Source organism: Mesorhizobium sp. LNJC391B00, assembly GCF_000502535.1.
Taxonomy (GTDB): Bacteria; Pseudomonadota; Alphaproteobacteria; order Rhizobiales; family Rhizobiaceae; genus Mesorhizobium.
In genome coordinates, this window is record NZ_AYWI01000018.1 from 1 (window position 1) to 13,209 (window position 13,209).

Annotated in this window: 17 protein-coding genes; 5 read left to right on the forward strand and 12 right to left on the reverse strand. The window is 62.7% G+C overall.

Translation table 11 applies throughout. The features are described from left to right. Positions 1–239: 239 nt before the first annotated feature. Positions 240–2,045, forward strand: a complete 1,806-nt coding sequence (locus tag X750_RS137180; RefSeq protein ID WP_023748749.1) for an ABC transporter ATP-binding protein — start codon at positions 240–242, stop codon at positions 2,043–2,045. A gap of 43 nt (positions 2,046–2,088) precedes the next feature. Here X750_RS137180 and X750_RS137175 read toward each other — a convergent pair whose 3' ends face one another. From X750_RS137175 to X750_RS137145, 7 genes are all read right to left on the reverse strand, one after another. Continuing rightward, entirely contained in the window at positions 2,089–2,502 is a 414-nt protein-coding gene (locus tag X750_RS137175; RefSeq protein ID WP_023735338.1) for a GFA family protein, read from the reverse strand. Positions 2,503–2,528: 26 nt separating this feature from the next. Further along, positions 2,529–2,993, reverse strand: a complete 465-nt coding sequence (locus tag X750_RS137170) for an SRPBCC family protein (RefSeq protein ID WP_023748750.1) — start codon at positions 2,991–2,993, stop codon at positions 2,529–2,531. Next, a complete protein-coding gene (locus X750_RS137165; RefSeq protein ID WP_023681541.1) occupies positions 2,990–3,310 on the reverse strand; it encodes a helix-turn-helix domain-containing protein in 321 nt (106 codons plus the stop codon). The genes X750_RS137170 and X750_RS137165 overlap by 4 nt, the downstream gene beginning before the upstream one ends. Before the next feature lie 185 nt (positions 3,311–3,495). Further along, positions 3,496–3,993 carry an NUDIX hydrolase gene (locus tag X750_RS137160; protein WP_023667541.1) on the reverse strand — a complete coding sequence of 166 codons (498 nt, stop codon included), beginning with the start codon at positions 3,991–3,993 and terminating at the stop codon, positions 3,496–3,498. Between the two features lie 206 nt (positions 3,994–4,199). Then, entirely contained in the window at positions 4,200–4,700 is a 501-nt protein-coding gene (gene gpt / locus X750_RS137155) for a xanthine phosphoribosyltransferase (RefSeq protein ID WP_023667540.1), read from the reverse strand. 87 nt (positions 4,701–4,787) lie between these two features. Next, positions 4,788–5,621 (reverse strand): universal stress protein, encoded by an 834-nt coding sequence (locus tag X750_RS137150; protein WP_023667539.1) that lies wholly within the window; start codon positions 5,619–5,621, stop codon positions 4,788–4,790. A gap of 98 nt (positions 5,622–5,719) precedes the next feature. Continuing rightward, on the reverse strand, positions 5,720–6,460 hold the full coding sequence (locus X750_RS137145; protein WP_023681539.1) for a competence/damage-inducible protein A: 741 nt from the start codon (positions 6,458–6,460) through the stop codon (positions 5,720–5,722). A 174-nt stretch (positions 6,461–6,634) separates the two neighbouring features. Here X750_RS137145 and X750_RS02880 point away from each other — a divergent pair, with 174 nt between their 5' ends. Next, positions 6,635–7,636, forward strand: coding sequence for an alpha/beta hydrolase (locus tag X750_RS02880; RefSeq protein ID WP_023748751.1), 1,002 nt, complete (start codon positions 6,635–6,637; stop codon positions 7,634–7,636). 65 nt (positions 7,637–7,701) lie between these two features. After that, positions 7,702–7,971 (forward strand): hypothetical protein, encoded by a 270-nt coding sequence (locus X750_RS137140; protein ID WP_023735341.1) that lies wholly within the window; start codon positions 7,702–7,704, stop codon positions 7,969–7,971. Between the two features lie 117 nt (positions 7,972–8,088). Here X750_RS137140 and X750_RS137135 read toward each other — a convergent pair whose 3' ends face one another. The 4 genes from X750_RS137135 to X750_RS137120 all read right to left on the reverse strand — a co-directional run bounded on the left by X750_RS137135 (position 8,089) and on the right by X750_RS137120 (position 10,287). Next, positions 8,089–8,328 (reverse strand): DUF2188 domain-containing protein, encoded by a 240-nt coding sequence (locus tag X750_RS137135; RefSeq protein WP_023667535.1) that lies wholly within the window; start codon positions 8,326–8,328, stop codon positions 8,089–8,091. Between the two features lie 59 nt (positions 8,329–8,387). After that, positions 8,388–8,666 carry a DUF982 domain-containing protein gene (locus X750_RS137130; RefSeq protein WP_032891817.1) on the reverse strand — a complete coding sequence of 93 codons (279 nt, stop codon included), beginning with the start codon at positions 8,664–8,666 and terminating at the stop codon, positions 8,388–8,390. Positions 8,667–8,750: 84 nt separating this feature from the next. Then, positions 8,751–9,065 (reverse strand): SH3 domain-containing protein, encoded by a 315-nt coding sequence (locus tag X750_RS137125; protein WP_023691186.1) that lies wholly within the window; start codon positions 9,063–9,065, stop codon positions 8,751–8,753. 124 nt (positions 9,066–9,189) lie between these two features. After that, positions 9,190–10,287, reverse strand: a complete 1,098-nt coding sequence (locus X750_RS137120) for an NADH:flavin oxidoreductase/NADH oxidase (RefSeq protein ID WP_023748752.1) — start codon at positions 10,285–10,287, stop codon at positions 9,190–9,192. Between the two features lie 143 nt (positions 10,288–10,430). Between X750_RS137120 and X750_RS137115 the strand changes: the two genes are divergently transcribed. Beyond that, complete coding sequence (locus X750_RS137115) at positions 10,431–11,009, forward strand: NUDIX domain-containing protein (RefSeq protein ID WP_023688346.1); 579 nt, start codon at positions 10,431–10,433, stop codon at positions 11,007–11,009. Between the two features lie 88 nt (positions 11,010–11,097). Next, entirely contained in the window at positions 11,098–12,069 is a 972-nt protein-coding gene (locus tag X750_RS137110) for an ATP-grasp fold amidoligase family protein (protein WP_023748753.1), read from the forward strand. Between the two features lie 367 nt (positions 12,070–12,436). Here the strand turns inward: X750_RS137110 and X750_RS137105 are convergent, their stop codons facing one another. Then, positions 12,437–12,625 (reverse strand): hypothetical protein, encoded by a 189-nt coding sequence (locus tag X750_RS137105; RefSeq protein ID WP_031243635.1) that lies wholly within the window; start codon positions 12,623–12,625, stop codon positions 12,437–12,439. Positions 12,626–13,209: the final 584 nt, after the last annotated feature.

Consider the following 13,209-nt stretch of genomic DNA (forward strand, 5'->3'; position numbering starts at 1 on the left):
GTGAACAATCACCAGCCTGCCATGACCGCCCCCTCTCAGCGAATTTGCAGAACTCTCAGCACACTACCTCGCGCCGATGCCGGGTCGAGTACAGGCTTTTGCCGATGCCGGTCGCCACCCGATATCTAGGGCGCGCCGCCACCTATGCCGAACCTCCGCATATCAGGGCGAATTGCCCAGCGCGGTTTTCAATTTTTCGACCTTACCGGGACCGGGCATTTTTGCGCCCGGAGGACATCATGCCTCGTTTTCGAATCGATCTGCGTGCAAGCGCCTTTCGCAGCGTTCTTGGCTTCACGCTCAGCCACTGGCGGCGCCAGCCGTGGCGGCTTTCGCTGATCATGGGCAGCTTCCTGCTGTCGACCCTGGCCGATGTCTTGACGCCGCTCTATTCCGGCCGGCTGGTCGACGCCGTAGCCAGCAGTGCGTTGGCAGACGATGTCGCGTGGAATGCGGCAATGGCGGCGTTCTCCGCGCTCATCGCTTTGGCGCTGACCGGCGTGGTGCTGCGCAACCTGGCTTTCATGGGTATTGTCGAGCTGACGCTGAAGATGATGGCCGACATCGCCGCCGACGCGTTCTATCGCGTGCAGCGCTTCTCAACCGACTGGCACGCCAATAGCTTTGCCGGATCGACGGTGCGCAAGGTTACGCGCGGCATGTGGGCTCTCGACCTGCTCAACGACACCATCCTGATTGCGTTGCTGCCGTCGGTCGCCATGCTGGTCGGCTCGACGTTGCTGCTCGGCTGGTTCTGGCCGCTGATGGGGCTGGTCGTGGCAGTCGGCTCGCTGCTGTTCATCACCGTGACGGCGCTGCTGTCGCTCGGCTATGTCGCGCCCGCGGCACGGCTCGCCAACAGCTGGGATACGCGGCTTGGCGGCTCGCTTGCCGATGCGGTGAGCTGCAATGCCGTGGTCAAGGGTTTCGGCGCCGAGACGCGCGAGGAAACGCGTCTTGCCAAGGTCGTCGCCAAATGGCGCGCGCGGACCAGCCGCACTTGGGTGCGCGGCACCATCAACGGCACGACGCAAGGCGCCATGCTGCTGGTGCTGCGGACGGCAGTAATCGGCCTGTCGCTGATGCTGTGGGCCTGGGGCCAGGCAAGTGCGGGCGATGTCGCCTTCGTGCTGACCTCGTTCTTCGTGCTGCAGGGCTACCTCAGGGACATCGGCACGCATATCCGCAATTTGCAGCGTTCGGTCAACGACATGGAGGAACTGGTCGATTTCCAGTCGCAACCGCTCGGCGTCGAGGACCGGCCCGGCGCCAAGCCGATCCGGATCACGCATGGCCACATCGCCTTCGATAACGTCACCTTCCACTATGGTAGCCATCGCTTGCCGCTCTACCGCGACTTTTCGGCGGAGATAACGGCGGGCGAGCGGGTCGGACTGGTCGGCCATTCCGGCTCGGGCAAGACGACCTTCGTGAAGCTGATCCAGCGTCTCTATGATGTCAGCGGCGGCAGGATCCTGATCGATGGCCAAGACATCTCCCAGGTTGCACAGGCGTCGCTGCGCGCGCAGATTGCCATCGTCCAGCAGGAGCCCATCCTGTTCCACCGCTCGCTGGCGGAAAACATCGCCTATGCCCGTCCGGACGCCACGCAGGCCGAGATCGAGCATGCCGCCAAGCTCGCCAGCGCGCACGACTTCATCACCAGCCTGCCGAAGGGCTACGGCACGCTGGTCGGTGAACGCGGCGTGAAGCTGTCGGGCGGCGAGCGCCAGCGCGTGGCGATCGCACGCGCCTTCCTGGCGGATGCGCGCATCCTGATCCTGGACGAGGCGACATCGAGCCTCGATTCGGAATCGGAAGTGCTGATCCAGCAGGCGATGGAGCGGCTGATGGTCGGCCGCACGACGCTGGTCATCGCACACCGTCTGTCGACGGTGCGGGCGCTGGACAGGCTGCTCGTGTTCGACCGTGGCAAGATCGTCGAGCAAGGCTCGCATGACGAGCTGATCCGGCTGAAGGGCGGCATCTACCGCCGCCTGTTCGAGCGGCAGGCGCTGGAACTGACCAAGGGCCTGGTGATCTGAGCTGAACGCAGAGCCCTATCCGAGGGATAGGGCTCTGCCTAGTTCATCCAGGCATTCGCTCGAATGGCTGAAGCGCTGGGTCGATCGTGTCCCAGGCGTGGCCGCGCACGGTGTAGGTGACCGCCTGCGGGTCGAACTGGCCGGGATCGTCGAGGCTCGTGGCCTGGATCGCCGTCACCTCCGGCATGGCGACGAACGTTACGTAGACCGGCGTGCCGCAGGTCGGGCAAAAGGCCTGGGCCTTTTCATTGCCGCTGTCGGCGATCATCCGCCATGTGCTCGGCTCGCCGGTGATCTTTACGTCAGCGCGCCGGCCGAAGGTCACATAGGAACAATGGCCAGTACCGCTGCGCTTTTGGCAATCGAGGCATTGGCAGTGGTTCTGAAAGATCGGCTCGCCGCTGGCCTCATAGCGGATCGCGCCGCAGGCGCAGCCGCCGGTATAGTGCCTGGTCATTGTCGTTCTCCCGCTGTCAGATTGCTTCAGGCCGATTTCGGCTTGGCGAACAGGTCGATGCCTGTGCCGGTTTCGAGGAAGGATTTCATGCTGGACAGCACGGCCGGCCAGCCCTGGCTGATGCCCTTGGCCATGCCGCTGCCGGCTTCGAGCTCGTCATGGCTGACGGTCAGCTTGACCATGGTGTCGTATTCCTCGATGGCGAACGTCACCCGGCTGTGCTTGGTGGGATCGTCGGCCTGCGAGGCGTTGGCCCAGCTCATGACCAGGCGGGTCGGCGGCGAGATTTCGACAACCTTGCCGACGACTTCGACAGAGCGCTCCTCATTGGCGCGAATATGTTCCCATTTCGAGCCGGGCTTCCAGTCGGAGACGTTTTCGTGGCCCCAGTAGCGCTTGGCGATATCGGGCCTGGTGATGGCTTCGAACACCTTTTGTGGCGTCGATCTGATGTAGGTCACGTAGACAAAACTGGTGGTTTCCCGGGTCATTGGTCGTCTCCTTCGAGTTCTTGTTTCAGGTCGTGCAGCAGGCTCAGCCGCTGCCGTTCGAATTTTCGCACCCACCGCTCGTAGACTTCGTGCAGCGGCACGGGGTTGATGAAATGCAGCTTCTCTCGGCCACGCTTGACCGTGCTGATCAGATTGGCCGCTTCCAGCAGATCGATGTGCTGCGTGGCGGATTGCCTCGCCATGTCGAGATTTTCGCAAAGCTCGCCGAGCGTCTGGCCGTTCTTCTCACACAGAAGATCGAGCAGCATTCTGCGGGTCGGGTCGCCCAGCGCTTTGAAAACCTTGTCGGCGTCCATCGGTCTCACTCATCTTGAAGACACAATATGCAGGTAAATGCCTGCATGTCAAGCTGTGGCTAAGCTTGGCCTGAAGGGGAGGGATTTATAGTGTCGGATTGCTGGCGCGCGGAGCGAAGCACCGAGCCCGGAATCGGGGCAAGAACCGGTGCGGGCGCGCAGGACTATGCAGCGGTGGCTGTGAGCTAGGCTCTAACGACGAACTTGTCGGGATCGGCGCAGAAATGGGCGATGATCTGGCAGAGGTCCGGCTCGTTGACCATGCGTACGGCCTCGGCCCCATTGACCCATTTGCGGGTGCGCGCGCGCTTTTCCTTCCAGCGGTCGGCAACGTGCTCGACCTGCAGCGGAAACACCAGCACTTCGCAAGGGACTTCCTCGCCGGACGCGAGGGCCTTGGCGTAGAAGTAACGACCGGCCTCGAAGAGCGAAATCTTGCCACGCAATCCGGCTTCCTCGCCCGCCTCGCGCGCCGCTGCCTCGCAGAGCGGCTCCCTGGCCTCGGGCCAGCCCTTCGGCAGCACCCAACGCCCGGTGTCTCGGCTGGTGATCAGCATGATCTCGACGCCGTCTTCGTTATTGCGCCATGGCAAAGCGGCAACCTGCAGGCGACAAGGCGAAGTGCCGAAGAGCTTGCGGACCCTTTCAGCCAGATGGTCGTGTGTCGCCGGTGTCGTCAGCATCAGTGAAAGCTACCCCAGCCCTCAGAATCGTTAGCCGCCGTATGAATCTTACCGACAAGTGTAAGTCTTAAAAGTAAAAAACATCACACCGACCCGTCAAATCCGCCAACACCTGTCGATTCGACAGAACATTGTCCCTTCCAGTGCCTGTTTTCATAGCAAACGGGGCCGGTTTGGCCGTCTGGGCAGAAATGGGCTGGCGCGAATCAGCCGGCGTGATCGTCGGCGATCGGCTTCTGGTAGGTGAAACCCATGTCCCAGGGAAAGTAGATCCAGGTGTCCTGGCTGACTTCGGTGATGAAGGTGTCGACCAGCGGCCGGCCTTTCGGCTTGGCGTAGACGGTGGCGAAATGCGCCTTGGGCATCATGGCGCGCACGATGCCTGCCGTCTTGCCGGTGTCGGTGAGGTCGTCGATAATCAGCACGCCCGCGCCATCATCGGCGAGCAGCGCCGGCGTGATCTCCTTCAGCACCTGCAACTGCCCCTGGCTGGTGTAGTCGTGATAGGAGGCGACGCAGACCGTCTCGATGACGCGTATGCCGAGTTCGCGCGAGATGATGGCAGCGGGAACCAGGCCGCCACGGGTGATGCAGACGATGGCCTTCCACTGACCCTTGTTGGCGCCGGCAAGCCGCCAGGCGAGCGCCCGGGCATCGCGGTGGAACTGGTCCCAGGAGACCGGAAAGGCTTTTTCGGGAAGGGACATTCTGCACTCCGCGCGCAACATTGTGGAATGCGCGCGGAATTAACTGGAAAGTCAGGGCATTGGCAAGGGCGGGGCCAGTCTGTGGAGTTAACGCGACAAAAAGGCCGCCACCGGCACGCTGCGCAACACGGTGCGCGTGACGCCGCCGAACAAAAGCTGACGCAGCCAGGAATGGCTGTAGGCGCCGAGCACCAGAAGGTCGGCTCCGGTCTCGGCGATCCGGGTCTGGATGACGTCATCGACCGAGGCGTTGCCCGATTTCTGCACCGACACGCTGACCGTTGCGCCATGCCTGGAGAGTGCTGCGGCGATCTCGGCGCCGGCGGCTTCCGGGTTGTCATCCAGCGTATCCGGCGGATCGATGACCAGAATGTCGGTTTTCTCGGCCTCGATGATGAAGGGCAGCGCGTCGAAGGCGGCACGCGCCGCCTCCTTGCTGCCGTTCCAGGCCAGCAGCACATGTTTGAATGTGGTGACCAACGGCCCCTCATGCGGCACCACCAGCACCGGCCGGCCGGCATCGTAAACCAGCGCGTCGACATCGGCGCTCTGGTCGCCGCCGGTCTCGCGCTGCGCGGCGATGATCAGGTCGGCGGCGCGCACGCTGGAAATACCCGTCAGCGCGCTGTCGCCGGAAAAGCTCTCGAGGCTGCGCCATTCGAAGGAAAGGCCGGAATTCTCGATCTGCCCAACGAAAAGCGCCTGCAGTTTCTCGGCGCGCTCGCGGTTCATGTCGGCGGAGACCTGCAGGAACTCGGTGTCGGGGAAGCCGGTTGCCGAGGTGTAGGGAACGGGCAGCGCTTCGGCATGGATGCCGATGAGATGGCTCTCGAACCGGTCGGCAAGCGGGATGGCGCAGTCGAGCACGCGTTCGGCGTCCTGTTCGTTCTGCAATATGGCGACGATGGTCTTGAAGCGCATGCGAAATCCCTCAAATCTGCCGGCGCGTGCTGCGCCCGAGGGAAAACGTGGGAGTGCGGTGCTTGGTTCCGGCCCGGCGATGGGCCGCGAACCCAGGGTCAATTGGCGGCGGTGAAGCCGGCCACCATCGCCTCGACGTCCTTGCGTGCCGAATCCAGCGCCTCCTGGCTGCGGGCGCGGACGACCAGCTCCGTCCAGAACTTGCCGTCGCCATATTTCGGATACGAGCCGATGATGGTGTCGGGATGCGCCTTCTGGATATCGCCCAGGGGACCACCGATCAGGCCTTCGCCGAACGGGCAATGGACGGTGGCCGACAGCATCTTGGTGCCGGCCTTCAGCGTCGGCACGACATTGTCGAGCATGGCCTGGAAAATCGCCGGTACGCCGGCCATGACATGGACGTTGCCGATGCGAAAGCCGGGCGCGACGGAGACCGGATTGTCGATATGGTCGGCGCCGCGCGGCATGCGCGCCATGCGCTTGCGGGCCTCGGTGTATTCGATGCCGCGCGCGGCATAGCTCTCGCCCAGCATGGCATAGGCCTTGGCGTCGTATTCGCACGGCACCCCAAAAGCCTTGGAAACGGAATCGGCGGTGATGTCGTCATGCGTCGGGCCGATGCCGCCGGTGGTAAAGACATAGGTGTAGCGGGCGCGTACGGCATTCACCGCAGCGACAATCTCGTCCTCCTCGTCGGGAACGATGCGCACTTCCTTCAGGTCGATGCCGATGGCCGTCATGATGTCGGCGAGGTGGCCGATATTTTTATCCTTGGTGCGGCCGGACAGAATCTCGTCGCCGATGACAAGCATGGCGGCAGTGACGATTTCAGGCATGGAAGGCTCCGGCAAACAGGCCCGTTGGCAGACAAGGTCGCCTGAGGCAGAAAGAAGGTCGCCTGAGATAGCGCGACATCGAACTGGCGGCAATGCCGACACAAGCCGCCATCTGCCTTGCCGAGCGTTCGTCAGTGGGTGATGGTGCGCGCCGGTCCGCTCCCCGGGTGAAACATGCTGGTATCGATTCTGCTGTGGCTTGTCGCCGGCCTGTCCGTGCTGGCTCTCGTCATCGTGGCCTGCCTGGTGGCCGCTACGCTCTGGATTGCCGCCAAGGCCGAAAGGCTGGTGCCGGCCAGCGGAAACTTCGTCGAGATCGACGGCAGCCGCATCCATTATGTCGAAACGGGCGAGGGACGGCCGATCCTGTTCGTGCACGGACTTGGCGCGCAGCTCCACCAGTTTCGCCACACGCTGTTTGAGCGCTTTGGCCCTGGCTACCGCCTCATTGCACTCGACCGGCCGGGATCGGGCTATTCTGTTCGCGCGCGAGGAGCCACCGGCCGTCTGCCTGAACAGGCCGAGATCATCAGGCGCTTCATCGAAACACTCGGGCTGGAAAGGCCGCTCGTGGTCGGGCACTCGCTGGGGGGCGCCGTCGCGCTGACCCTGGCCTTGGAGCATCCCGGCGCGATTTCCGGCATCGCCTTGCTGGCGCCGCTGACCCATCTGGAAGCCGGCGTCCGCGAGAAAGCGGGCCTGCTCTATATCCGTTCGCGGCTTTGGCGCTGGATCATGGCCTACACCGTCGCGATACCGACAAGCCTCAGATATGCGCGGCAGACACTGGAGTTCATCTTCTCGCCGCAGGCCGTTCCCGCCGACTACATGATCGATGGCGGCGGATGGCTCGGGCTGAGGCCTGTCCATTTCCATGCGACCTCCACCGATTTCGTGGCGGTCGAAGAGGATCTTGGCCGCATCGAAGAGCGCTATGGAGAGATCGCCATGCCGGCCGGGATTTTCTTCGGGACAGCCGATCGCGTCATCGCCATGCGCATACATGGGGAGCCGATGAAGGACAGGATCGAAGGGCTCGATTTCGAGACGGTCGAAGGCCTCGGCCACATGCCGCAATTCGACGAGCCGGACCGCGTCATCACCTTCATCAAGCGCATTGCCGAGCGGACATTCGCCGGCCAAGACCTCACCACAGCCTCACAACAATTTCACTGAACCATTCGGCTGATATCCGGTTTTACCCCGTGTCGCACCCAAGGCGGCGGATACGGAGTAATTCAATGTACAGGAAAGTTTTTGCAGCATCCGTGCTGACGATCGGTCTTGCCACACCGGCGATGGCGCAGTCATCGGACGGCACGTATTCCAACGATCACAGCTGGTGGCCGTTCGGCAACGAGCAGTCATCGACCGTCGACCAGAGCACCACCGGCAGCATCAATGCCGACGGCAGCCAAGGTTATGGCGCTACGGGGCCGTGCGCCTCCGACCCGTCAGGACCCTACGGAAATGTGAGGCCCAACGTGAACGATCAATATTGCGGCAAGTGATCAAGCCGCGGCTTCGACTGACCGGCAGGATGTCCCGCCTGTTTGTTTTGACGCAATTCCCAAGGGAATTGCTTAGGCGAGCATCCACGGCCGGCAGCGAAAGCTGAGGGGCAAGGATCAGTCGGAAACTTCGGTCTGCGGCCGGTCGCGGCCGTCGGCCAGTTCGTCGTGCCACTTGCCTTCGGCATCCTCATACTGGATGCCGTCCGTGGCGCCGGCGATCTGCTGTTCGGCCGAGGCGATCTCGGCGGCGCGCAGCGCATCCTGGTGGGTCGGGAATGTCTCCGAGAATGTCGAACCGACCTTGTAGGCCCAGCCCCCGTCATGCTCGACGATCTTGTAAGTCAGCTTCGCCATGAAATCCTCCGGTTCGTCCGTCCGCTCAATGCGGCCCGTTTTTCATTGCAATTTGGGCTTCAATGCAACTTGGCGTCTGGCAGCCGGTCTTCGGGAACCAGCACTTCCGATTCCTTGGCCGCTTCGATCAAGGCCCTGCGTGCATCGGCCGTCGAACGATAACCTTCCAGCACTTTGAGGCAAGTGTCGAGAGCATCACGATGGCGCGGGCCGCGATTGAGCGGCCACACCGTCATCAGACACTCCGCCGCTTCCTGGGTGCTGCGGATCTGGCGATATTTGCCGACATGGCCGAGTTCGACCACGACCGGGGTTTCAAAAGGTTTGTTATCCATGATGGCCGCAACGCAAAGCAGCCAATATGGTTGCAAAAGTGGCCGTCAGCCTGCGCCCAAACGTCTCACCAACCGCAATCGTTGGTCTCAGTAACCGCAGTCGTTGCGCAGCCAGTGGGCGTTGGCCCAGCCGGTCCGTCCGCCGATTTCGACCTGGTACCAGTTGCCCCGGCGGTCGAAAATCTCCGTGTGGTCGCCGTTGAACAATTGCCCGATCATGCGCGACGACGAGTTCGGCCGTGCGCGCACGGCGAGAAACCCGCTGCCGGTATCCAGATCGTAGTGCCTGGACAGGCCGTGCACCGTGCCTTCGCAATATTGCGCGCCGACCGGAGACGACGCGGCGAACGACAGTGCGACCACCAGAGCGGCTGCCGCCGGATAGATTGCCCTTGATGCCATGGACTTTGCTCCCAACCCGGCCGCCAAGGCGGCCTGCCCCCAGGGACTATAGCGGGCGGATTAAAGCGAAGCTGCGGCAATCTGTCCAGCAGATGCGTTTGGCGCATCCGTCGGCGCTGCCTGTTCAGCCCTTCGTCCAATGCTGCATCGTCGTCACCGAGCGGGCGAGCTGTGGCGCGGGATGGATTTTCTCGCTGAAGGTGGCGGCGGCGCGCCAGCCCCAGCGCGGATCGGCGAGGAAGGCGCGGGCCAGCGCGACCATGTCGGCGCGGCCGTCGGCGACGATCGCCTCTGCCTGCGCGGGATCGTCGATCAGGCCGACAGCCCGTGTCGGGATGCCGGCGCCCTTGCGCACCGCTTCGGCCAGATGCACCTGATAGCCGGCGCCGGTCGGCAGCTTCTGCAACGGCGAATTGCCGCCGCTCGAACAGCAGATATAGGCAACATCAAGCGCCTTCAAGGCTTTGGCCACCTCGATCGCCTCTTCGACCTCGAAGCCGCCATCGACCCAGTCCTTCACCGACAGGCGGGCGCCAAGCATCAGGTTTGGAACTGCCTTCCTCACCGATTTGGCGATCTCGATGAGGAAGCGCATGCGGTTTTCCAGCGAGCCGCCCCAGCGGTCGGTGCGCTGGTTGGAAAGCGGCGACAGGAACTGGAAGATCAGATAGCCGTGCGCGGCGTGCAACTCGAGGAAGTCGAAGCCGGCGCGCTCGGCCCGCCTCGCGGCTTGAGTGAAGCGCTCGATAAGCTGCAGGATTTCATCCTCCTCCAGCGCATGCGGCACATTCCAGCCGGTGTCATAGGCGATGGCCGAGGCCGAGACGGTCTGCCATGGATCCTCGCCCGGCTGCAATGGGCCGCCGCCTTCCCAGGGCTTTCGGTTGGAGGCCTTGCGGCCGGCATGGGCAAGCTGAATGCCGAATTTCGTTTCCGGCGCGGCGACGCGCCTTGCTGCATCCAGCGTGCGCCGGGCGGCCGCCTCGTTGTCGTCGGAATAGAGGCCGAGGCAGCCATGGGTGATGCGGCCGCGCCGTTCGACGTCGGTCATCTCGACGGTGACCATGCCGGCGCCCGACATCGCCAGGTTCATCCAGTGATAGAGATGCCAGTCGCTGGCCGAGCCATCTTCGGCGGAATACTGGCACATCGGCGCCACCGCGATACGATTCGGAAAGGTCAGGCCATCGAGGGCGATCGGCTGGAAAAGCGCTGCGGTCATCAAAAAACTCCGGAGAGGGACTGCAGCTATTTAGGCGATGGCAGTTGCCGGCACCAGACATGAGGCGGTGAAAGCTTCGCCGTTTCGGTTGCGCGCAAAACCGTTCGCGGTTACGCCATGGCGCCGACAGCTTGGAGCTCATCATGGAAGATCGTATCCGCATCCGCTCGGAGGAAGTCCTGTCCGACGACTGGGCGGTCCTGAAGAAGACTGTTCTCGATTACCGTCGGCGCGACGGGCAGTGGGAGACGCAGATTCGCCAGACCTACGATCGTGGCGACGGCGCGGTGATCCTGCCTTTCGATCCCGAGCGTCAGACGGTGCTTCTGGTGCGGCAGTTCCGCTACCCCGCCTACGTCACCGGCCACCGCGAACCGCTGATCGAGGCCTGCGCCGGCCTGCTCGACAAAAACGATCCCGAAACCGCCATCCTCAAGGAGGCCGAGGAAGAGCTCGGCTATCGCCTACAGAACATCGAGCGGCTGTTTTCCCCCTATATGAGCCCGGGCAGCGTCACCGAACGGCTGTGGTTCTTCGTGGCGCGCTATTCACCCGCCGACCGCATCTCGGCCGGCGGCGGCGCGGCCGACGAGGGCGAGGACATCGAGGTTCTGGAAATGCGGCTTGATGAAGCGCTGGCCGGCATTTCAGACGGCCGCATCATCGACGCCAAGACGATCATCCTGATCCAGCATTTGAAACTGTACCCGATGAAGGGCTAGCTCGGCGAAGCTCGACGTGCCTCACTGCTGCGGGCAGGGTGGCCGTCCACTTCGCGGATGAAGTTGCGCAAGTTGCAAGGACACCGGAATGGCGCGTGGCGCAAAGGCATGGCTGAAGCGAAACAGCGCGCGGGCATCTCTCCTGTTGCTGAACGCCGCGCTGCTTGTCCGCTATCGCCGGTTGACCCAGCGTTTCCTTGAGCGGATGCGGCATCTGCCGAATTTTGCAGCCCCGGTGACGTTCACGGAAAAGATCCACTGGCGCAAGATTTTCGATGACGATCCTCGCTTTACCGGCCTTCTCGACAAGCTCAAGTCCAAGGAAATCGTCAGGGAGCGGCTTCCCGGGCTCGCCATCCCGGAGGTGCTGTGGCAGGGCGACGATCCGCGCCAGATCCCTTTCGATGACCTGAAAATCCCCTACGCCGTCAAATGCAACCACGGTTGCGCCATGAATGTCATCGTTCGTGATCCGGCCAACGCCGACCGGGAGGCGATCATTGCCGAGATGACGGAATACCTTGGCCAAACCTATGGCGCCCGCAAGCTGGAGCGCAGCTATGCGCACATAGAGCGGCGGGTTTTCGTCGAAGCCCTTGTCGGCAAGGACCAGGATTATGACCCGGTCGACTACAAATTCTGTGTGCTGGCTGGCCGCGTCGCCTACATCGTCGTCGTCGCCTTCCGTTCCACGGCCAAGAATACCGCCCACCTGGATCGCGATTGGCGCCCGCTGAACATCGTCCAGGGCGCGATCGACTCGAGCCTGGAAATTCCCCCTCCCAAGAGCCTGGCGCGGATGATCGAGGCAGCCGAGGCGCTCGGCAGCGAGTTCGACATGGTGCGTGTCGATTTCTACGAGGAGGAGGGGGAGCCGATCTTCGGAGAATTCACGGTCTACCCACGCAGCGGCTTGCTGCAATTCGACCCGGCTGCCTTCGACCGCGAACTGGGCGCGCATTGGGATATTGGCGCGTCAGCTTACCTCAGCCGTTTGCCCAGCCGATTTGCCCAACGATACAAGGCAATGCTCGTCGCCGCCGGCTATCTCGACGTTTGACGGCTACTCGGTGGCGTGCCACCCGAAGCTCGAAGAGCGAAGGGTGGTGCGCAGAACTCATACGATTAGAGATCGAGGGAAACTGATAGCTCAGCAGGGAGTCGTGATTTCGAAGTGCCGTCTCAACTGAGCCGTAGCGGTCAATTCGTCCTGCTGGGATCAATCTTCGTGAGCCGCTGCCTGGTCTCGGCCATGCGCCTTTGCGCAGATCGGATTCGGCAACACAAGGCGGGATTCATAGCGACGCCGCAATCTTCGTCCAGCAAGTTTTCGGCGCGCTTCCTGCTGCGACTCGGCCGATTACCGCTAAGGTTACCGGCAAGCTCTCCCACGTCCGGACTGGGTCGAGATCATTTGAAGAACTCTTTCAGCTTGTTGAGTCGACTGTCGCCAGAGGCCTTCCGCCCTTCAGGACACGCCGCCTCGCCGATCGTATCCTGCTGGATAAAGCGAGGTTCTCAGCCACCATTTTCTCGCTGAGTACCAGCGCGAACTCGGTCTGTTTGATGCGCTGCTGAGCATCAGCGAGTTGCATCGTGAAAAGATCGGTTGCCATTGTTGATCCGGGATCCGCGAGATTCATGATTGCGTAACACATGGCGGCCGAAATCGTTCCTAGTTGTCGGGCGAAGCCGGTGCCGCAAAGGGCGGCTGAGTTTGAACTTCCCACCCGACCAGACGTCCGCGAGCGCCAAGGCATCGAGAGCCCAGTGATCGGAGGGCCACGACGAGCGGGCGCAACCCGACCACTTAAGTGATCAGCCTCGCTACAGCCTTGACAGGTACAGTCGCGGCCTCATGAAGGGGAGGTATCAATGGTCTCGGCGATTGGAAACCAACATCGGCAGGCAGCTGAAACTCGACCGAAACCCGCAAAGACAGAACCGGGCGAAGGATTTGCGCCAGGCAAAAGCGCAGACAGCGTAGGACATCGCGCCAAGGCAATGGCGGCAGAAAGTGGCGACACGGATTCTGGCGCCCAGGGGCGCGCCGCATCGACAATCGCCAGGATGGATATCACCGTTTTGGCTCCACAGAGCGAAGAGCCGCCTTTGGAGTAGCCCGGGCGGCCGTGCCGCTGCCTCGGTCCTTGTGCAGCACAACGCGCGCTGGCTACGCTCGGTGGACATCGTCGTCTCG